Here is an 18,381-nt window from a genome sequence, read left to right as displayed (position 1 = left end):
GGGGGAGCGTACGGCAGTCGGGCGACAAATCGCGATATGCCGTCATATGTCGTGGAAGTAGCGTCATCCCGTGACGGTACGGGGCCTACCGCCGAGGTAGGGTCGCCGGATCACCGTCCCGGCATGACGCGGCACACCCCCTCCGGAGGCCACAGTCGTCCCCATGAAACGACGTCTTCGCATCACAGTGTTAACGGCCGTCCTCGCCGCGATCGCGATCACGGCTCCGGCGCACGCCGGAGCCGCGGCGGGCGGCACCGTCGACATCACCGTGACCCCCTCGGGATTCACCGCGCCGGAGACCGTCCGCGCCGGGACCCTCACCCTCACCGTGCGCTCGCAGGACCCGCAGGGCGCCTGGGTCGGGCTGGTACGGCTGCGCCCGGGAGTCCGGCTCGAGCGGTACCTGCGCCATCTCAAGCAGGCGATGGACGACGACCCGCGCACCTCGGTGGCCGGCGGCCGGGCGGTCTCCGAGGACGTCGTCATGTTGGGCGGAGCGGCCGCCGGGCACGTCCCCGCGACGGTGACCACGGTCGTCACGCCCGGCGAATACCATCTGGTCGACTTCCGCGACGTCCAGGAGCCGGACTTCGCCGGGCGCGTCCGGCCGCTGCGGGTCACCGGGCCCGCCGGGTCGCCGCGGTCGTCCTCGCCGTCCCCGTCGCCGCAGCCGTCCTCGTTGCCGCAGCCGTCCCCGGCACCGGCGGTGATCACGGCGACGGACTCCGGCTTCGTGACGCCCCGCCGGCTCACCTCGGGGTCACCGGTACTGGTGGTGAACAGGTCGAGCCAGTTCAACGAGGCCATGCTGATGCCGGTGCGCCCCGGCACGACCACGGCCGACCTGGACGCGTTCTTCTCCGGGACCGGCGGCTACCCGTTCACCGCGGGACCGACCGGGGTGGTGCCGATGTCGCCCTCGCGCGCCGCGCTTCTGACCGCCGCGCTGCCTCCCGGTGAGTACGCGCTGGTCACCTGGGTCCGGAACCTGCGCACCGGCCGGATGCTGGCGCAGGAGGGCATGCGCGAACTGGTGGACATCACTCCCGCCGACGGTTCGACCCCGTGATGGAGGCCCGGTTGTCCCGGATCATGTCAGTGCCCGTACCACGCGTCCCCGCCGCCGACGTCGCGATCGGTGCGGGCGTGGCCGTACTCGTGCTGGCCGCCGGGGTGACCGGGCTCGGTCCGCTCGGCCCGGCCGGACCGCTGGACGCCGGCGCGGTCGTGCTGGCCGGGGCGCTCGCCGCGGTGCTGGCCGTACGGCGCAGCGCGCCCTTGCCGGTGCTGCTGGCCGCCAACGCGATCACCGCGGCGTGGTACTTCCTCGACTATCCCGGCCGCCTGGCCACACTCGCGGCGTTGATCGCCTGCTACACGCTGGCGGCCGAACGCGGCCGGTGGTGGGGCGCGGCGGGCTGGGCGATCACCGCGGCGGTGTCGACGGTCGTGGTGCACACGGCCTTCGACGCGCGGTGGTTCGACGACCGGGCGGTCAACGCCCTGTCCCTGGAGCTGGCCGCCGTCGCCCTCGGCGCGTCGGTGCACTATCACCGGGCGGCGGCGGCCGGCGCCCGCGAGCGGGCCGAGCAGGCCGCCGAGGCCCGCGCCGAACAGGCCCGCGCACGCGCGGCCGAGCAGCGGCTCGAGATCGCCCGCGAACTGCACGACGTCCTCGGCCACACCATGGCCACGATCAGCGTGCAGGCCGGGGTGGCGGCGCATCTGATGGAGCGCCGCCCCGACCAGGTGGCGCACGCGCTGAGCACCATCAAGACGATCAGCGACGAGGGCCTGGCCGAGGTGCAGGTCCTGCTCGGGGCGCTGCGCGTCGACGAGGCGACGCCGTCGCACGGCGGTCTGGCCCACATGGACAGGCTGCTGGACGTCACCCGGGCGACCGGCACGCCGGTGGAGCTGACCGTCCGGGGTGAGCGCAGGCCGTTGCCCGCGCCGGTCGACCTGGCCGCCTTCCGGATCGTGCAGGAGTCGCTCACCAACGTGCGCAGACACGCACGCGCCGCCTGCGTCCAGGTGAGGCTCGGCTACGGTGAGGACGTGCTGGAGATCGTGGTGCGCAACGACGGCGCGGCCGGCGCCGTACCGCCGGGGCCGGCCGGCGGCAACGGGATCGGCGGCATGCGCGCCCGGGCGGCCGCCCTGGGCGGGACGCTGAGCGCGGCTCCGGGTCCGGAGGGGACGTTCGAGGTGCGGTGCTCGCTGCCCGCCGGAGAGAGTTCCTTCGGCAGTTCCTTCGGCGGGGGCTCCTGATGTCCCGGCCGATCCGCGTGCTCATCGCCGACGACCAGTCGCTCGTGCGGGCGGGGTTCCGGATGCTCATCGACTCCGAGCCGGACATGGAGGTGGTCGGTGAGGCCTCCGACGGGGCGGCCGCCGCGGAGCTGGCCCGCGACACCCGGCCGGACGTGGTCCTCATGGACATCCAGATGCCCGGCGTCGACGGCCTGGAGGGCATCCGCCGGATCGTGGCGGAGGCCGATCTGGAGACCGTGCGGATCCTGATCCTGACCACCTTCGACGACGACGCCTACGCGATCGAGGGCATCAACGCCGGCGCCGCCGGGTTCCTGTTGAAGACCACCGACCCGGCCCAGCTGCTGCACGGGATCCGGGTGGTCGCCGGAGGGGAGGAGCTGCTCGCGTCCGGCCTGGCACGCAGGCTGATCGCCAGATTCGCCCTCCCGTCGGGCGCCGCCGGCGACGCCGTGTTCGACCGGCTCACCGCCCGCGAGCGCGAGGTGGTGGAGCTGGTCGCGCAGGGCCTGGACAACGAGGAGATCTCCCGGCGGCTGCACATCAGCATGGCGACCACCAAGACGCACGTGAGCCGGGCGCTCGCCAAACTCGACGCCCGGGACCGCGCCCAGCTCGTCTCGCTCGCCTACCGGCACGGCCTGGTCCGGCCGCCCCGGGCGAACTGACCCCTTCCCGTCGCCCTCAGTAGGGCAGGTAGTAGCTGAGCACGTCGGCGGTGAGCGGCGGGAAGAGCGCCTCGAACAGCTCGGTGTCGGGCCCCGGGTAGACGTCCGGCCGGATCCGGGTCAGCCCGGCGATCCCGTGCGGGCCGAACAGCAGGGCGGGCAGATAGTCGGGGGCCACCCCGGCGCCGCCCTCGGCCCCGGGGCCCTGCATCGGGCCGCCGGCGGTGACCGGGCCCAGGCCGTCGGCGGTGATCGGGATCCGGTAGTGCGCGCCGAAGGTGGAGACGACGACGTCGCGGCCGGCGCGGTCGATCCCGGCCGAGACCAGGCGGCGCCACAGCACCGGGCGCAGCCGCTCCAGCAGCGCCACCGGGTCCGGGACGCGGAGGTAGTACTGCTCCGCCTGCGTCCGCGGCTCGGCGGGGACGAACTCCCGCCACGCCGCCGCGGTCACCGTGCCCGCTCGCTCGACGACCCGGATCTCCTCACCGGGCGCCAGGGCCGCGACGCCGCGCAGCAGTTCACGCGCCGCCGCCTCGTCACGCGCGGCGGCCTCGGCCAGCAGGATTCCGTCGTCCGGGGGAGTGGTGCGCCCGGTGGCGACGACCTCGCCGCCGCGCTCCACCACCCAGCTGCTGCTCGCCTCGTGGGCCAGCAGCCACCGCAGGCACGCCGCCGAGTGCGGCACGGCCACGTCGAAGCGGCTCTGCGCCGCGTCCTGCAGCGCGGCCATCGCCGGCAGGTCCGAGGACCGGGCGGCCCGCAGCGCCGGGGTCCCGTCGCCGTCCGGTACGGCGCGCACGACCGGCGCGGGCGGGATGTCGACGGCGTAGCTGTAGCCGAACAGCCGGTAGAAGTATGGAATCCCGATCATCACCTGCATGACGTGGCCCCGGGCGGTGGAGCGGTCGTGGGCCCATCGCATGAGCGCCCGCACGAGCCCGCGCCGTTCGTACTCGCGGTCCGTGGCGACCAGCTCGACCTGGCCGGCGGGGAGCCGTACGCCGCAGATGCGCACTTCCTCGTCCAGGAGCGTCGCGGTGGAGACGACGCGGTCGCCGTCGACCACCACGGCGCAGGACGACCAGCCGGCGTCGGGGTCCGTGACGACCAGCCGGTGGTCGAGGGCGTCGACGGGCTCACCCCGCTCGGCCAGGAGCGCACCGATCTGTTCGAGGTCCGCCGGTCGCGCCTGCCTCAGGACGAGGCCGTCGGTCAGCGGGACGGACGGGGAAACGGCGGTCTCGGTCACAGCAGGGACTATCGCAGCCCCTGCCGTGACCGTCCATCGATTTTCCGCCGGCGGGAGCGGCCGGGCCGGTGGCGGAGATCAGTACCGGAAGGAGGCGACGATCTCCTGCAGGGCGCCGGACATGCCGGCCAGTTCGGTCGAGGCCCGCCGGGTGGCGTCGGCCTCGCCGGTGGTGGCGGAGGCCGTGTGCGCCACGTCGGCGATGGAACCGGCGATCCGCTGGGATCCGCCGGCCAGTTCGGCGACGCTGCGGTTGATCTCCTTGCTGGTGGCCGACTGCTCCTCCACCGCGGCGGCGATGGTCGACTGGATCTCCGACACGCGCTCCACGACCCGGGAGATCTCGGTGATCGCCTGGGTCGCCCGGCCGGTCTCGTCCTGGATGGAAGCGATCTTGGAGATGATGTCCTCGGAGGCGCGGGCCGTCTCCTGGGCCAGATCCTTGACCTCGCCCGCGACGACCGCGAAGCCCTTGCCCGCCTCGCCGGCGCGGGCGGCCTCGATGGTGGCGTTGAGCGCCAGCAGGTTGGTCTGCTCGGCGATCGAGGTGATCGTCTTGACGATCTGGCCGATCTCCGCGCTGGCCTCGGACAGGTGCCCGACCGTGCGGGAGGTGGTCCGGGCGCTGGTGACGGCCTCGGCCGCCACGGTCGCCGCCGCGGAGGTGCCGCGGGCGATCTCGTCGATGGCGGCGTTCATCTCCTCGGCCGCCGCGGCCAGGGTGGTGACGTGGCTGGAGACCTCGGCGGCCGACTGCGACACCTCCGCGGCCTTGCCGCTGGTGCCGGCCGCCTGGGTGTCCAGGCGCTGCGCGAGCGAGGACAGCTGCCGGCCGGCGGCGGTGAGGGTCTCGGTGCGCTCGCCGACGCCGGTCAGCGCCTCGCGCATCGCCCCGCCGGCCTGGTTGAAGGCCCTGGCCATCTCCGCGATCTCGTCGTTTCCGTCCTCCGGCAGGGTGTGCGACAGATCGCGCCGGGCCAGGGTGCGCAGCCCGTCGGCGACCTGCTGCGCCGGGCGCACCACACTGGCGGTGATGAGGAAGGTCAGCCCGACGGCGACGACCAGCGCCAGGCCCACACCGATCAGCAGGAGCGTGCGCGTCCGTTCCGCGGCGTCCTCGGCCTCGGCGTGGGCCGCGTCGGCGCGGGTCTTCACCGAGTCGATGAGCTTGGTCGTCGACTCCATGATGTCGTAGTAGGCGTTGTAGCCGGGGCCGATGATGAGGGCGTTGCCCTCCTTGGTCCCCGCGGCGCTGTCCTTGCGGAACAGCGCCACGACCTGGGCGTCGTAGTCGAGGAAGGTGCGGAAGCTGGAAGCGATCTTCTCGAACAGCGCCTTCTCGCCCGGCGACAGATAGCCGGTGTGCACGGCCGCCAGGTCCTTCTCCAGCGCCGCGGCCGAGTCCAGGAAGCCCTTGCGGTTGGGTGAGTCGTCCGCGGTCGCGGCCGTGCCCCCGATGAAGGGCACGTCCCAGGCGTAGGCGACCTGCCATCCGCTGACGTCGGCGTCGCGGAACTTCAGCTCCATCACCTCACGGGTGAGGACCTGCATCTCACCCACCCGCTCGGTCAGCCGGCGCTGGGTGTCGGACTGGCTGATCCCGATCGCGGCCATGCCCGACAGCAGGACGCACAGGACCGCGAAAGCGGCCAGGAGCCGGGTGCGGAGGCGCACTGCGCGCAACAGGGAGATCATGACAGGCCTTTCGTGAGACGGTGACGCCCCTCACATCGGCGGCCCGCGGCGCGACCGGAGAAGACCGAATTCCGCTCGGGGTCCTCTCCGGTAAAACTTCGGCCAAGGGCCCGGCCGGCCTACCGCTTGGGCTCGTAGACGAGCACGACGATGCCGGAGGCGAACGGCACCGACCTCACCAGCCGCAGGTGGGTCGTGTCGATCCCCTCGAACAGGCGCCTGCCGCCACCGGCGACGACGGGGAACATCCAGAAGTGGTACTCGTCCACCAGAGTGTTCTCCAGAAGCGTCCTGTCGAGTTCGCCGGTGCCGTACTTCAGGGCGTCGCACTCGGAGAACAGGGCGCCGGCGTACCCCGCGTGCTCCTCGTCCCAGTACGGCGAGCCCCACTGCTCCGGGGAGTCGATGACCCCGTCCAGCGTCACGAACGTCGACTCGATGAGCTTGCGCATGGTTCCTCCCTCTCGTCCCGGCGAAAGGGGGCCCGGGTGGAAAAGGGCCGGGCGGAACAGAATAAAATTCGATAAAGTCGCGGACATGGCGCAGGGAACGGACATCCTTGACGATCTCGTCGCCGAGTACCGGCAGCTCGACGCCGTGCTGGCGACCCTGACCCCGCAGATGTGGGCGCGCCCGTCCGCCGCGAGCGGATGGAGCGTCCGCGACGTGGTCCTGCACCTGGCGCAGACCGAAGAGTTCGTCCTCGCGTCCATCGCCGGGGACCGTGGAGACCCTGGAGACCGCAGCGCCGCCGGAGAACACGGCGCAGCCGGAGACCGTGGCGCCTTCACCCGGCCGGGCGGCGTCTCGATGGACGAGCTCGCCGACCAGTGGGTCGCCCGGGAGCGCGACACCCCGTCCGACCTGGTCTTCGAGCGCTGGCGCAAGGCCGCCGCCGCGACCCCCGCGGCCCTGGCCGGCTGCGCGCCAGGCGACCGGCTGCCGTGGGCCACCGTCCCGCTGTCCCCGCGCACCCTCGCCACGACCAGGCTGGCCGAGCACTGGGCCCACGCCCTGGACATCACCGTCCCGCTCGGCATCGACTATCCCGACACCGCGCGGCTGTGGCACATCGCCCGGCTGGCGCAGCGCACCCTGCCCTACGCGTTCGCGGTGGCCGGGCAGGAGGGCGGCCCGGTGCGGTGCGAGCTCACCGGCCCCGACGGGGACCTGTGGCGCTTCGGCGACCCGGACGCCCCCTCCGTGATCAGCGGGTCCGCGGCCGAGTTCTGCCGGGTCGGCGCGCGCAGGCTGGCGCCGCGGGACACCGGCCTGCGGGCCGGCGGACCCCACGCGGCCGCCGCACTGCGGATCCTGCGCAACTACGCGGCCTGAGCCCCGTTCCTCACCCCGGCCGCGCCGGGGTGAGGTGCTTCAGGCGGCGCCGTTACATGACGGGGCGCTATCGTGATGCGCATGGAGTGCTTCGCCGCCTGGCGCATCCGCCACTGAGGGCCGGCTCGCCGCCGACATCAGGCCGTGAGCGGGCCGACCGACGCCCTTTTCCGTTCGGTTTCAAGCCCTCAGTCTGAAAGGCGCACTTCCATGCTCATCCGCTCATTCGTTCAGCACGACCTGGCGCGGCTCATCGAACTGACCATCGAGACGTTCGGGCCGTTCTACGAGGACCACTTCCGCCCCCTGGTGGGCGAGGTCGTCTTCGCCAACCAGCACGGCCACTGGCGCGACGACTACCGCGAGCAGGTCGCCGAGCTCCACGACCCGGGTCACCACAAGTACCTCGCGGTCGCCGAGATCGACGGCGCCATCGCCGGGTACGTGGCCTGGAACGTCGACCCGGACCGCAAGAACGGAGCCGTCACGCACCTCGCCGTCTCCGCACAGCACCGCCGGCACCACACGGGCACCGCGCTGTGCGAGCACGCGTTCGGTGAGATGCGGGTCCTCGGAGCCGAGGTGGCCGAGATCGGCACCGGGGGCGACCCCTTCCACGCACCCGCCAGGGCTCTCTACGAGAGGCTCGGGTGCACCATGCTCCCGATCGCCGTCTACTACAAGACGCTCTGACCGGACTCCTCCGGGACGGGCCCGCACCGCCCGTCCCGGAGGAGGCGGGCGTCTGCCGCGCCGACGTGGCCCGCTGCACGCTCCATGCCCCCGGCCGTCCCGGGCCGTACGCGGAACCTGGAGCGATTCAGATCGCGGCCAGGTCCGCGGTGACGTTCGCGGCCGGGGCGGGCCGTACCCGGGTCCAGGAGGTTCCGGCCCACAGGTGCAGGGTCTCGGCGTCCCCCCGCGCCGCCGCGGCGCGGCGCAGCGGCGCCGTCAGGTGGTGCACCTGCGGGTAGGCCGCGGGGGCCAGGCCGGAGTACTCCGTCATGAACCGGTTGACCAGGCCGCGCGCGGGACGTCCGGTGAAGGCCCTGGTCATGCCGGTCCGGGTGAAGCGCGGATCGGTCAGCGCCGCGCGGTGGACCGCACCGGTGCCGCTCTCCGGGCACAGCAGGAAGGCGGTGCCCGCCGCCGCCGCGACGGCCCCCGCCGACAGGACCAGGGAGACGTCGGAGGCCGAGGCGATGCCGCCGGCCGCGACGAGGGGGAGCCGGGACACCTCGCGTATCCGGGACAGCAGGGGATCCAGGTCCGTCGCCTCGTCGTCGGTGTTGGTGAACGAGCCCCGGTGCCCGCCCGCCTCCCGCCCCTGCACCCACAGCGCGTCGGCGGCCGCGGCCAGCCGGGCCTCGGCCGGCGAGGTCACCGTGACCACCACGGCGGCGCCCCTGCTCCGCAACGCCCGGATGAGCGCCTCCTCCGGGCAGCCGAAGGTGAAGCTCACCACCGCGGGCGGGTCGGTGAGCAGGTCCTCGACCTTGGCCGCGAAGTCGTCGTCACCGCCGTGCGGAACCCCCGGCTCGACGCCGAGCCGCCGCGCCTCCGCTTCGACGACCCGCGCGTAGGCGTCGAGCTCGGCCGGATCGGCCTCGTCCGCGGTGGGCATGAACACGTTCACCCCGAAGGGACGGGACGTGAGCTCGCGCGTCCGCTCGATCTCCTGTCGCATCCGCGCGGCCGTCTTGTATCCGGCGGCGAGGAATCCCAGTCCTCCGGCGCCTGACACGGAGGCGGCCAGTTCGGGGGTGGACGCCCCGCCGGCCATCGGCGCCTGGATGACCGGCAGGCCGGGCAGCCACGGTATCGGGTCGGGCATCGCTCGCTCCTGTCCTCGGCCGGGGACGGGGCCCGGCTGCCGGGCCGTACCTTGGGAACCTACGCGCTCGGTGTGGTCTGTGGGAGTATGTCCGGTAAGGCGACGGCGGAACGAGGAAGCCGGTGTGAATCCGGCGCGGTCCCGCCACTGTGATCGGCGAGCGGACCAGCGAACGAGGCCACTGCCCGGGTACGGGCGGGAAGGCCGCAGGCGAGCGATGACCCGGAAGCCAGGAGACTCACGCGGTCGCCTCCTCAGCAGAATTGGGGCGGATCTCCCCATGAGAGGACGGTGGCCACTGTGCCGCAGGACCGGCGTGCCGGCTTTCCCGCTGCCCGTACGGCGGGCGGCCCTCCCGGCATATCCGTCGCCCGGGCGGTCGCCGACGTCTCGTCGATCGGCGGCTACTTCCACCTCGGCATCGAGTCGCCTTCCGGCAGCGGGCCGCCCTCAGGAGCGGGGCCGTCCTCAGGAGCGGGGCCGTCCTCCGAGGCCGGAGCGGCGGGTGGCGGCTGGCGTCCCCTGGCCGACCTGCTCACCGGCCCGGCCGTGCTGGAGGACATGATCATCGATGTGGCCGCCAGGCTGGGCACCGACCAGATCCGCGTGGCCGCCTCCATCTGCTTCCAGGGGCTCGCCGCCCGCCTGTGGTCGCCCGCCGTCGGCGCCGTGGTGACCCACGGCCTGCTCGTCGGCGTGGATCCGGAGTCCGTGCACTGGCGGGCGGCCGCCGGCGGACCGCTGCCGTTGCGCCTGTCCCGCCCGGCCGGGCGGTGGCTCCCGGACCCCGCCTCGGCCGCCGGGCCGCTGTACCGCACGGTGGTCACCGGGCTGCTCGAACCGCTCGCCGGCACCGTCCGGCGGGTCGTGAAGATCGCTCCCGGCCTGCTGTGGGGCAACGCGGCCTCCGCCCTGGTGGGCGCCGCCGGCGTCCTGGCCCTCCAACGGCCCGGGACGGCCGTCGCCGCCGCGGCACTGGCCCGTGACCTGCTCGGACGGGGACCGCTGCGCGGGACCGGCGACCCTGCCGAGCCCGCTCCGGGCCGGCTGCTCTTCGTCCGGCGCAGCTGCTGCCTGTACTACCGCCTGCCCGGCGGCGGCATGTGCGGCGACTGCGCGTTGCTCGACCCCGCCAGACGGCGCGCGCAGCGGGTGCGCGCCGTGAACGACTCCCGAGGAGCCTGATGAGCCACACCCTCACCCGGGGCCCGGCCCCGCTGAAGCGCGCCGCCGGCCGGGCCGTACCCGCATGAGCAGGATCACCGTCTGCCGCGGCTGCTGCTGCGGCAGCTCCCGTACGGTGCCCGGCCTCGATCACGACGGGCAGCTCCACCGCCTGTCGCAGGTCGCCGAGACGCGGGTGACCGACTGCCTGAAGGTGTGCGAGCGGGCCAACGTCGTCGTCGTGCAGCCCTCACCGGCCGGACGCGCCGCCGGCGGCCGGCCGGTCTGGCTGGGCCTGGTCAACCATCCGGACGCCGCCGACGACATCGCGGCCTGGATCGGCGCCGGCGGTCCCGGTCTCGCGCCGATCCCCGAGATCCTCACCCTTTACGCCTTCACGCCGGCTCCCGCGGCGCGACAGCGGCAGCTCAGGCGGTCAGGAGGGTCCGGGAGGGCGGGGTAGGTTGACGTCGGCCTCGGCGGCGAGCTGGTCCTCCACCACCGCGCACCAGCGGTGCCACTGCTCCAGCCGGTGGTGCTCGTCCACATCGCCGGCACCGGCCTGACCGAGTCTGCGATGGGCGTCGGCGGCGCGTTCATGGGCCTCCACCAGTGCGTGGTGACCATGACGGGCCAGGGCCTCGGCCATGGCGCTGCCCATGGCCATCTCGTTCGGAGTCCGGTTACAGCGCTGCTCGGAAGACGAAGCGCCGGTCTCGAAGTGATCTGCGGTGTCGTCCATGCATGCCCATCTGCCCAAAGTGATGCAGATATAGCACGAGTCAAAGTGATTTAGACCGGACCCAGGGCCCCGGCCGGACCCCGGCGGACGGGTGACGCGCCGCCCGCCGGAGCCCGGCCTGGGGAGAGGCGTCAGCCGCCGATCTTGCCCACTCCGGCGCCCGCGGTGACGATCGCCTTCACGGAGGCCGGATCGTCGAGGGTGTAGGAGTAGTAGGCCGAGGCCTCCTGCACGCTGCCGCTGCAGTCGGGTGCGCCCGAGTCCTCGACGAACACGTTGTCGCGCGCGACGCACCTGCCGGCCGGACCGGCGTAGGAGTTCGTCACCGGTTCCTCGACCCGCTCGAAGTAGTTGCCCTCGACCAGGCAGCCGGCGTTGGCCTGGCAGGCCACTCCGGTGTCGGTGTTGTAGACGTAGTAGTTGTTGAACACGTGCACCGGCTCGCCGAACCGCACGCGCGGATTGCGCTGCGGGGTGCGGTCGAACCAGTTGTGGTGGTAGGTGACCTTCAACCGGCCGGTGTCCTGTACGGCGTTGCCGTCGTCATGTCCGAGCAGCATGTTCTTGGTGTGGTCGTGCGTGCGGTTCCACGACACGGTGACGTACGACGAGCCGCGTTTGATGTCCACCAGGCCGTCGTAGCCGCAGCACAGGTCGTTGTGGTCGATCCAGACGTGGTGGGAGAACATCTGCACGTTGATCGCGTCGTCGGTGGCGCCGCGGAAGGTCAGGTTGCGGATGATGACGTTGTGCACCGCGTCGGCGGGCGGTGAGGTGACCGCGTTGTCGGCCGGCAGGCCGATGTTGAACCCGCCGCCGCTGATGCCCGCGCCGGATCCGATGCCCACGATGGTCTTGTCCGAGGTGACGTTGTGCATCCCCGCCGGGACCGTGATCGTCCCGCGCACGCAGATGTTCAGGGGACCGCTCTGTCCGATCGCGGAGATCAGCTCTCCGGCCGTGTCGACCTCGACGGTCGGCCCGCCCGCGCCCCCCGTGGTGCCGTTCTGGCCCCAGGCGTTCACCGAGGCGAAGCCGCGGGGCGAGCCGGAGGTGTCACAGGAGCCCGGGGGCACCGTGACCGTGGGGGTGACGGTGGGGGAGGGCGGCGGCCCGGTCGGCCCGGCGACGTCGGTGACCAGCACGTCGTCGAAGGAGGCGCTCGCGTAGTAACCGGTCAGGCCCGCCCTGCCGGAGGCGATGGAGGTGTCCGTGGCCGAGACCACCTCCGCGCCGCCGACGAAGCCGCGCAACGTCGTGCCGAAGGCCTCCAGCCTGAGGGTGTACCACGTGCCCGCGGTCACCGTCGCCGGTGCCGAGTCGAGGATCACCGGGGCGCCGCCGGTCCGCTTGCCCAGGACGACCGAGCCCGCGTTGCTCAGCCCGAGGAAGTAGTAGCTGCTGGTGCTCTGCGCCCTGGCCGCCACCGCGACGTGCCGGCCGGTGCCGTTGAAGGCGATCGGCTTCACCCGTGCCTGCACCGCCTGGTTCGCCCAGCCGGCGCCGGCCACGGCCCGGGCGTCCGCGCTGGTGCCGGACTGCCGGTAGGCCCGGGAGCCGTCGGTGACCACGGACCAGCTGCCGCCGGACCTGGACCAGCCGCCGGCGTCGCCGTCCTCGAAGTCGTCGCCGAACAGCGTGGCGGCGAACGCGCTGGGCACCGAGGCCAGCGTCAGCGCCGCGAACAGCATGGCCGCGACGGCCGCCGTGAACGCGGCGAGCAGCGCGACGGCTCCGCGCTCTCTCCTTCTTCGCACTGTGGAACCTCCCGTTCCGCCGGTGCGTGCGGCCGTGCGCGAGCCCGGCCGGACGCTCTGGTACGAAGTCAGGGAAAGCGCTGTCCGGGTCTTCCGCACTTGTACGCCTCCGGGCGGGTCGGGTCAAGAACTCCGTTCGCGGCCATATGTCTGCCTGGTCGGCGGAGCCGGTGTCCTCGCAGGTGGTGGGGGCGGTGAATGGCCGGGCAAGCGGCGGCGGGGAAGAGCGGCGCCGTCTCCCCGGTACGGCAGCGGGGATTTTTCCGGCGACTTCACCGTTGACTGGGGTGAGTTGTTAAAGTACGTTCGCGCTAGTCAAGGAAAGCGCTTTCCTTTCTTCTCCCGATGAGAAGGATGGTGCCCCGCCGCCGTCGCCGTGTCCGGTGACCGCGGCCAGCCGTGGGTCGAACAGCCATGGACCCCGCGCGTCGTGGGCCGGACCGCCATGGAACGGCCGCGTCGCGTACGGCGAGTGCCCAGAAAGCAGAGCGATCCATGACATCCAGACCATCCGTTTTCGCACCGGCGGGCCGAACGGGTCCTGCGGCCGTCTCCGGACAAGGCCCGGCCGACCCGGTGGCCGTTCCCGCGAACGTTCCCGCACCGGGAGACCCGGCCGGTTCCGCGGCCTTTCCCCTGCCGGGAAGTTCAGCGGGTCTCGCGGCGCCCCGGCTCCCGTACCGCCATCGGCTGGCGGTGACGCTCGCCGGTGGCGTGGCCGCCCTGGTCGCGCTCCTCGCCGGGGCCGCAGTCCCCGCCGCCCGCGCCGCCGTACACGAGGCCCCCGCCGCTCAGGCCCCCGCCGCTCAGGCCTCCGCGGCGGTACGGGCCGCCGCCGCGGCTCACGTCTCGGCCGACGGCCCCGTCGGCTTCGCCACCGTCGACGCCCTCGGCCGGAACGGCACCACCGGCGGCGCCGGCGGTCCCGTCGTGACCGTCACCACGGCGGCCCAGCTGGAGGACTACGTGGGGCGGCGCGGGCCGTACATCATCCGGGTCTCCGGGCGGATCGCGATCGACGACATGATCACCGTGGTCGCCGACAAGAGCGTCCTCGGGGTGGGCTCCACCGCGGAGATCACCGGCGGCGGCCTCCAGCTCGGCTCGACGACCCGGCCGGGCAACAACGTGATCATCCGGAACATCAGGTTCACCGGCGCCTCGGACGACTCCGTCAGCGTCACCAACAAGGCGCACCACGTGTGGATCGACCACAACGACTTCTCCGGCGGCTACGACGGCCTGCTCGACATCAAGCGGGAGTCGGACTTCGTGACGGTCTCGTGGAACCGCTTCCACCACCACAGCAAGACGCTGCTGCTCGGCCACTCCGACAACTACACCGCCGACGTCGGCAAGCTCCGGGTGACCTACCACCACAACTTCTTCGACGGCACCGACCAGCGTCACCCCCGGGTGCGCTTCGCCGAGCCGGTGCACGTCCTCAACAACTACTACCGGAACAACGCCCTGTACGGCGTGGCCTCGACGGAGAACGCCGGCGTGCTGATGGAGGGCAACTACTTCGAGAACGTCGCCCACCCCGTCTACGTCGGCTACGACAAGAGCGGCCCCGGCCGGGTCGTCGAGCGGAACAACCGCTACGTGAACTCCGGCACGCCCCAGACGGCTGGCACGGTCGTCGAACCGCGCACCTACTACGCCTACACCGTCGACGACCCCGGCAGCGTCCCGGCGATCGTCACCGCCGGAGCGGGCGTCGGCAAGATCGGCCTCTGACCCCGCCCCTCGCGAGATCGGCTTCCGGCCCCCTCCTCGGCGAGATCACTCCTCACCGAGGAGGGGGCGTCCCCACCCGAAAGGCAGGCCCATGCCCCGGACCGTCCCCGTCCGAACGACCCGCCGCACCATCCGTCCGCCCGACAGCACCATCCGTCCGGCCGACAGCACCGTCCGCCCGCCCGGCCGCGCCGTTCGGCCGCCCGACAGCATCACCCGTCCGACCGGCCGTACCGTCCGGGCGGCGCGCCGCTGTACCGTGCTCGGCGCCGTCGCGGCCGTCCTCGCCGCGCTGCTCATCCCGGGCGGCGTCCCGGCCCCCGCACTCGCCGGCGCCTCCTCACCGGCCGCCGCGACGGCCCTGGCCGAAGGACCCGTCGGCTTCGCCTCCGTCAACGCCCTCGGTCACAACGGCACCACCGGGGGCGCCGGCGGGCGTACGGTCACCGTCACCACCGCCGAGGAGTTCCTGGAGTACATCGACAGCAAGGAGACCCTCGTCATCCGGGTGGCGGGCACCATCGCCATCACCAGCAAGCAGGGCGTGCGGCCCAACAAGACCATCATCGGCGTCGGCACCTCCGGCCACATCACCGGCGGCGGCCTGGACTTCTACCGCTCCTACAACGTGATCGTGCGCAACCTCCGCTTCACCGGAGCCGAGGACGACGCCGTCAACGTCGGCCGCGAGTCACACCACGTCTGGATCGACCACAACACCTTCTCCGGCGCGGTCGACGGCTCCATCGACGTGGTGCGCGGCGCCGACTACGTCACCGTGTCGTGGAACCACTTCGACCACTCCGACAAGAGCATGCTGATCAGCCACTCCGACGGCGCCGCGGGCACCGACGTCGGGCGGCTCAAGGTGACCATCCACCACAACTTCTTCGACAACAGCCGCCAGCGCCATCCCCGCGTCCGGTTCGGCGAGCCGGTCCACGTCTTCAACAACTACTTCCTGGGCAACGAGCTGTACGGCGTGGCCTCGACGGAGAACGCCGGCGTGCTGGTGGAGGGCAACTTCTTCCAGAACGTCCCCCACCCGCTCTTCTCGGCGAGCGGCTACGCCGACAGCGGGCCCGGCCGGGCCGTACAGCGCAACAACGTCTTCGTGAACTCGGGCGTCCCCGAGACGGCGGGCAGCGTCGTCGAGCCGCGCACCTACTACTCGTACACGGTCGACGACCCGGCGGGCGTGCCGTCGGCGGTGCGGGCCGGCGCCGGCGTCGGCGCGCAGTGGGGCACCCTCTGACCCGGCTCACCGGTCACCGTTCCCCGGGTGAGACCGGGTGGGGGCGATGAGAGCGGGTGAGATCCGCCGCCGGCGGCCGGTTCGCAGGGGTGTCCGGTCACCGGCGGTCACACGGTGCGCAGGAAGTCCTCGAGGATGTCGTCGAAGACGTCCGGGCGCTCCATATTGGGATAGTGGGCGGTTCCCTCGATCGAGGTCACCCGGCCGCCGGCGACGGTGCGGGCCAGGCGTTCGGCCATGCCGATGTGGTCGGGGGAGTCGAGGGCGCCGTTGACGGCCAGCACGGGAACGCCGATCTCGGCGGCGCGCTCCCAGGTGTCGCGCACCGGGACGATCGGGTCGGCCTCGCCGGCGCCGTGCTTGGACATGGTGGCCCTGGCCATCCGGCGCAGGCGGGCGGCGACCTCGGGATCGAGATCGTCCAGCGTGCGGTGCGGACCGGCGGCGAAGGCCATGAAGCCCTCGATCGAGGCCTCCAGATCGCCAGCGGCCATCGCCGCGTGCCAGGCGGCCAGAGCGCGGGTGGTCCAGGGGTCGGTGAAGTACGGCTCGCTGGTGCCTGCGCCGCTGACGACCACGGCACCGACCAGATCGGGATGCTCCAGCGCGGTGTCGACCGCGATGGAGGCCCCCATGGAGACTCCCACCAGGACCGCGGGCCCGGTGTCCAGGTGCCTCAGCAGCGCGGCCAGGTCGTCGGCTGGCCGGTACGGCCCGGTGGCGTTGGGGGAGCGGCCGTGGCCGCGGGCGTCGGGGGCGATGACGCGGTGACGCGGGGAGAGGGTCCGGATCTGGTCCTCCCACATGCCGTGGTCCACGAAGCCGCCGTGCAGCAGGACGATGGGCCGGCCGGTGCCTGCGTCAAGCCAGAACAGATCAGTCATGACAACTAAGGTGTCATTGTTGGCGCGGAATGACAACTTAGGTGTCATCATGATGGGGTGAGCGAGACAGACCGCGAGCCGGCGCCCGCAGAACCGGCCGACCGGCTCATCGAGGTGTTCGACCTGGTGGGCCCGCTGTACCGGCGCGCGCAGCGCAAGGTGGAGCAGGACGCGCCCATCGAGGGCCTGTCGGTGGGGGTGCGGGCGGTGCTCAACATGCTCCGTGAGCACGGGTCCATGACCGTCCCCCAGATGGGCCGGACCCAGGCGCTGAGCCGCCAGTTCGTGCAGCGCACGGTCAACGACGCGGCCGCGCAGGACCTGGTCGAGTCCGTCCCCAACCCGGCGCACAAGAGGTCCTCGCTCATCCGCCTGACCCCGCGGGGCCGGGCCGCCATCACCGCCGTGATCGACCGCGAGCGCGCGGTGCTGCGCCAGGCCGGCGGCGACCTCACCGAGGCCGAGATCGCCGCCTGCGTCCGCGTGCTCTCACGCCTCCTGCGCCTCCTCGACGACGTCGAGGTGGACTGAGCCGGAAAGCGGCGGTGCGCGCTCACGCGGTGAGGCGCACCCAGCTGTCCGGCGGACCGGCGACCGGCCGGGCGTCGGGCAGCCGGAGCCCGGCGGCGGCGCAGCAGTAGGCCACGGCCCGGCCCTGGTAGAGATACTCGGCGAGGATCTCGTCGGCCGTCATATGCCCCCCGGCGTCGCCGCCACCGGGATGTGTGTCCCAGTCCTCGACGACGCCGTCGCGGACCACGGCGCCCTGGTTCCCGCTCTTGGGGTTGGCACACATGCTGTGGCAGACGGTTCCCGCAGACACGCGCGTGATCGGCTCGGAGTCGCAGGCGGCACCTCCCCAGGGCTGGATGATGACGCATCCGCCGGGCACGTCGGTGATCCCGACGATTCTCAGGTTGCCGTCGAGGTCGGACCAGGGATCATCCATGATCGCTTCGATGTCGGCGTCGTCGGCGGGCTCGGCTCCCAGGCGCCGCACGGCCTCGGCCGCGGTGACGCCCGCCACGCACGCCACGCTGAAGCCGTCCTCCTCGTCGCCGAAGCCGTCCAGCGCCGCGATCAGGCGCCGGGCCTCCGCCACGGCGGCGGCCTCGGCCGCGGACAGGCCGGGTTCGCCCGGAGGGAGCGGGAAGAGGTCCGGTGTCGGGCCGGCGAGGCTGAGCCGTCCGGGGGACCATCCGGCCATCATGGGCCGCCACGGGTCCGCTCCGGCGGCGACCAGGATGCGGGCGACGTCGGGACGACCGGCGAAGACGGCGGTCCACAAGGCGGTGCGGTCGTCGAATTCGGCGTCGACGTCGTCGACGCGACCGGTCAGTTCGGCCACCACCTCGGGGGATCCCCACTCGGCCGCGAGGTGCAGCGGCCTTCCGCCGAAGGCGCCGAAGCGGTAGACGCCAGAGTTCGGATCGGCGCCCGCGTCCAGCCGGGCCCGGACCAGATCGAGATCCTCCCAGGAGGACGGGCTGAAGCCGGACCATCCGGCTTCGGCGGAAGCGGTCATGACACTCCTCGGATGCAGACATTGGACTCGGACGTCCGGCAGATGCGGCAATCGTGCCGTATCGCACCGACATCCGGTCCATCGCGGGAGAGCCGGGGACCACCCTCCGGAGCCGGTCGCCGGTCGTGCGGCCTCGCCGTACCGTGACCGGCCGGGATCGGGTGGTGCCGTGCGGGCGTCGTACGGCACCACCCGGATGCGGACCGTCTAGAGGTTCATGTCCTAGAGGTTCATGTCCTAGAGGTTCATGTCT

The 18,381-nt window shown here is 72.7% G+C and carries 18 protein-coding genes and 1 riboswitch; of the genes, 10 read left to right on the top strand and 8 right to left on the bottom strand.

All coding sequences use genetic code 11. The features are described 5' to 3' along the window. The first annotated feature begins 187 nt into the window (after positions 1–187). From Psi01_RS39530 to Psi01_RS39520, 3 genes are read left to right on the top strand one after another with little or no spacing between them, the layout of a single operon-like run. The gene (locus tag Psi01_RS39530; protein WP_204069325.1) at positions 188–1,072 is read left to right on the top strand and encodes a hypothetical protein; all 885 of its coding nucleotides are present in this window, start codon (positions 188–190) and stop codon (positions 1,070–1,072) included. Between the two features lie 29 nt (positions 1,073–1,101). Continuing rightward, positions 1,102–2,274, top strand: a complete 1,173-nt coding sequence (locus Psi01_RS39525) for a sensor histidine kinase (protein WP_204069324.1) — start codon at positions 1,102–1,104, stop codon at positions 2,272–2,274. Further along, a complete protein-coding gene (locus tag Psi01_RS39520; RefSeq protein WP_204069323.1) occupies positions 2,274–2,945 on the top strand; it encodes a response regulator in 672 nt (223 codons plus the stop codon). Before Psi01_RS39525 ends, Psi01_RS39520 begins: the two co-directional genes overlap by 1 nt. A gap of 16 nt (positions 2,946–2,961) precedes the next feature. Here the strand turns inward: Psi01_RS39520 and Psi01_RS39515 are convergent, their stop codons facing one another. From Psi01_RS39515 to Psi01_RS39505, 3 genes are all read right to left on the bottom strand, one after another. Further along, a complete protein-coding gene (locus Psi01_RS39515) occupies positions 2,962–4,197 on the bottom strand; it encodes a GNAT family N-acetyltransferase (RefSeq protein ID WP_204069322.1) in 1,236 nt (411 codons plus the stop codon). Between the two features lie 78 nt (positions 4,198–4,275). Then, positions 4,276–5,871 (bottom strand): methyl-accepting chemotaxis protein, encoded by a 1,596-nt coding sequence (locus tag Psi01_RS39510; protein ID WP_239128389.1) that lies wholly within the window; start codon positions 5,869–5,871, stop codon positions 4,276–4,278. A gap of 140 nt (positions 5,872–6,011) precedes the next feature. After that, on the bottom strand, positions 6,012–6,344 hold the full coding sequence (locus tag Psi01_RS39505; RefSeq protein WP_204069320.1) for a dihydrofolate reductase family protein: 333 nt from the start codon (positions 6,342–6,344) through the stop codon (positions 6,012–6,014). 85 nt (positions 6,345–6,429) lie between these two features. Between Psi01_RS39505 and Psi01_RS39500 the strand changes: the two genes are divergently transcribed. Both Psi01_RS39500 and Psi01_RS39495 read left to right on the top strand, forming a co-directional pair. Then, the gene (locus Psi01_RS39500; RefSeq protein ID WP_204069319.1) at positions 6,430–7,227 is read left to right on the top strand and encodes a maleylpyruvate isomerase family mycothiol-dependent enzyme; all 798 of its coding nucleotides are present in this window, start codon (positions 6,430–6,432) and stop codon (positions 7,225–7,227) included. Positions 7,228–7,437: 210 nt separating this feature from the next. Beyond that, positions 7,438–7,920: a GNAT family N-acetyltransferase gene (locus Psi01_RS39495; RefSeq protein WP_204069318.1), complete on the top strand. Its 483-nt coding sequence runs from the start codon at positions 7,438–7,440 to the stop codon at positions 7,918–7,920. 127 nt (positions 7,921–8,047) lie between these two features. Here the strand turns inward: Psi01_RS39495 and Psi01_RS39490 are convergent, their stop codons facing one another. Continuing rightward, a complete protein-coding gene (locus tag Psi01_RS39490; RefSeq protein ID WP_204069317.1) occupies positions 8,048–9,061 on the bottom strand; it encodes a nitronate monooxygenase in 1,014 nt (337 codons plus the stop codon). Positions 9,062–9,131: 70 nt separating this feature from the next. Next, a riboswitch (cobalamin riboswitch) is annotated at positions 9,132–9,321 on the top strand. A 31-nt stretch (positions 9,322–9,352) separates the two neighbouring features. On the opposite strand from Psi01_RS39490, the gene Psi01_RS39485 reads away from it, so the two are divergent. Next, complete coding sequence (locus Psi01_RS39485; RefSeq protein ID WP_204069316.1) at positions 9,353–10,246, top strand: (2Fe-2S)-binding protein; 894 nt, start codon at positions 9,353–9,355, stop codon at positions 10,244–10,246. 64 nt (positions 10,247–10,310) lie between these two features. After that, complete coding sequence (locus Psi01_RS39480; protein WP_204069315.1) at positions 10,311–10,688, top strand: hypothetical protein; 378 nt, start codon at positions 10,311–10,313, stop codon at positions 10,686–10,688. Here Psi01_RS39480 and Psi01_RS39475 read toward each other — a convergent pair. Both Psi01_RS39475 and Psi01_RS39470 read right to left on the bottom strand, forming a co-directional pair. Beyond that, on the bottom strand, positions 10,662–10,967 hold the full coding sequence (locus tag Psi01_RS39475; RefSeq protein WP_204069314.1) for a hypothetical protein: 306 nt from the start codon (positions 10,965–10,967) through the stop codon (positions 10,662–10,664). The two genes, Psi01_RS39480 and Psi01_RS39475, sit on opposite strands and share 27 nt — an antisense overlap. Positions 10,968–11,098: 131 nt before the next feature. Beyond that, positions 11,099–12,724, bottom strand: a complete 1,626-nt coding sequence (locus Psi01_RS39470; protein ID WP_204069313.1) for a pectate lyase family protein — start codon at positions 12,722–12,724, stop codon at positions 11,099–11,101. A gap of 696 nt (positions 12,725–13,420) precedes the next feature. Between Psi01_RS39470 and Psi01_RS39465 the strand changes: the two genes are divergently transcribed. Next, on the top strand, positions 13,421–14,464 hold the full coding sequence (locus tag Psi01_RS39465; RefSeq protein WP_239128387.1) for a pectate lyase family protein: 1,044 nt from the start codon (positions 13,421–13,423) through the stop codon (positions 14,462–14,464). 91 nt (positions 14,465–14,555) lie between these two features. Then, on the top strand, positions 14,556–15,719 hold the full coding sequence (locus Psi01_RS39460; RefSeq protein WP_204069311.1) for a pectate lyase family protein: 1,164 nt from the start codon (positions 14,556–14,558) through the stop codon (positions 15,717–15,719). Positions 15,720–15,826: 107 nt separating this feature from the next. Here Psi01_RS39460 and Psi01_RS39455 read toward each other — a convergent pair whose 3' ends face one another. After that, positions 15,827–16,603, bottom strand: coding sequence for an alpha/beta fold hydrolase (locus Psi01_RS39455; RefSeq protein ID WP_204069310.1), 777 nt, complete (start codon positions 16,601–16,603; stop codon positions 15,827–15,829). A gap of 57 nt (positions 16,604–16,660) precedes the next feature. Between Psi01_RS39455 and Psi01_RS39450 the strand changes: the two genes are divergently transcribed. Beyond that, positions 16,661–17,134 carry a MarR family winged helix-turn-helix transcriptional regulator gene (locus Psi01_RS39450; protein ID WP_204069309.1) on the top strand — a complete coding sequence of 158 codons (474 nt, stop codon included), beginning with the start codon at positions 16,661–16,663 and terminating at the stop codon, positions 17,132–17,134. Between the two features lie 22 nt (positions 17,135–17,156). Here the strand turns inward: Psi01_RS39450 and Psi01_RS39445 are convergent, their stop codons facing one another. Continuing rightward, on the bottom strand, positions 17,157–18,128 hold the full coding sequence (locus Psi01_RS39445) for an ankyrin repeat domain-containing protein (protein ID WP_204069308.1): 972 nt from the start codon (positions 18,126–18,128) through the stop codon (positions 17,157–17,159). Positions 18,129–18,381 lie beyond the last annotated feature (253 nt).

The sequence above is a fragment of the Paraplanobispora siamensis genome (genome assembly GCF_016863175.1).
GTDB classification, from domain to species: domain Bacteria; phylum Actinomycetota; class Actinomycetes; order Streptosporangiales; family Streptosporangiaceae; genus Planobispora; species Planobispora siamensis.
The sequence above is the reverse complement of the archived record's forward strand: the minus strand, read 5'-3'. Positions and strand labels throughout refer to the sequence as shown.

What these genes read in the sequence shown, in the direction of transcription:
- Psi01_RS39490 (WP_204069317.1), bottom strand. Translation starts at nt 9,061, where the DNA reads ATGCCCGACCCGATACCGTGGCTGCCCGGCCTGCCGGTCATCCAGGCG.
- Psi01_RS39445 (WP_204069308.1), bottom strand. Translation starts at nt 18,128, where the DNA reads ATGACCGCTTCCGCCGAAGCCGGATGGTCCGGCTTCAGCCCGTCCTCC.
- Psi01_RS39455 (WP_204069310.1), bottom strand. Translation starts at nt 16,603, where the DNA reads ATGACTGATCTGTTCTGGCTTGACGCAGGCACCGGCCGGCCCATCGTC.
- Psi01_RS39460 (WP_204069311.1), top strand. Translation starts at nt 14,556, where the DNA reads ATGCCCCGGACCGTCCCCGTCCGAACGACCCGCCGCACCATCCGTCCG.
- Psi01_RS39495 (WP_204069318.1), top strand. Translation starts at nt 7,438, where the DNA reads ATGCTCATCCGCTCATTCGTTCAGCACGACCTGGCGCGGCTCATCGAA.
- Psi01_RS39505 (WP_204069320.1), bottom strand. Translation starts at nt 6,344, where the DNA reads ATGCGCAAGCTCATCGAGTCGACGTTCGTGACGCTGGACGGGGTCATC.
- Psi01_RS39520 (WP_204069323.1), top strand. Translation starts at nt 2,274, where the DNA reads ATGTCCCGGCCGATCCGCGTGCTCATCGCCGACGACCAGTCGCTCGTG.
- Psi01_RS39480 (WP_204069315.1), top strand. Translation starts at nt 10,311, where the DNA reads ATGAGCAGGATCACCGTCTGCCGCGGCTGCTGCTGCGGCAGCTCCCGT.
- Psi01_RS39500 (WP_204069319.1), top strand. Translation starts at nt 6,430, where the DNA reads ATGGCGCAGGGAACGGACATCCTTGACGATCTCGTCGCCGAGTACCGG.
- Psi01_RS39475 (WP_204069314.1), bottom strand. Translation starts at nt 10,967, where the DNA reads ATGGACGACACCGCAGATCACTTCGAGACCGGCGCTTCGTCTTCCGAG.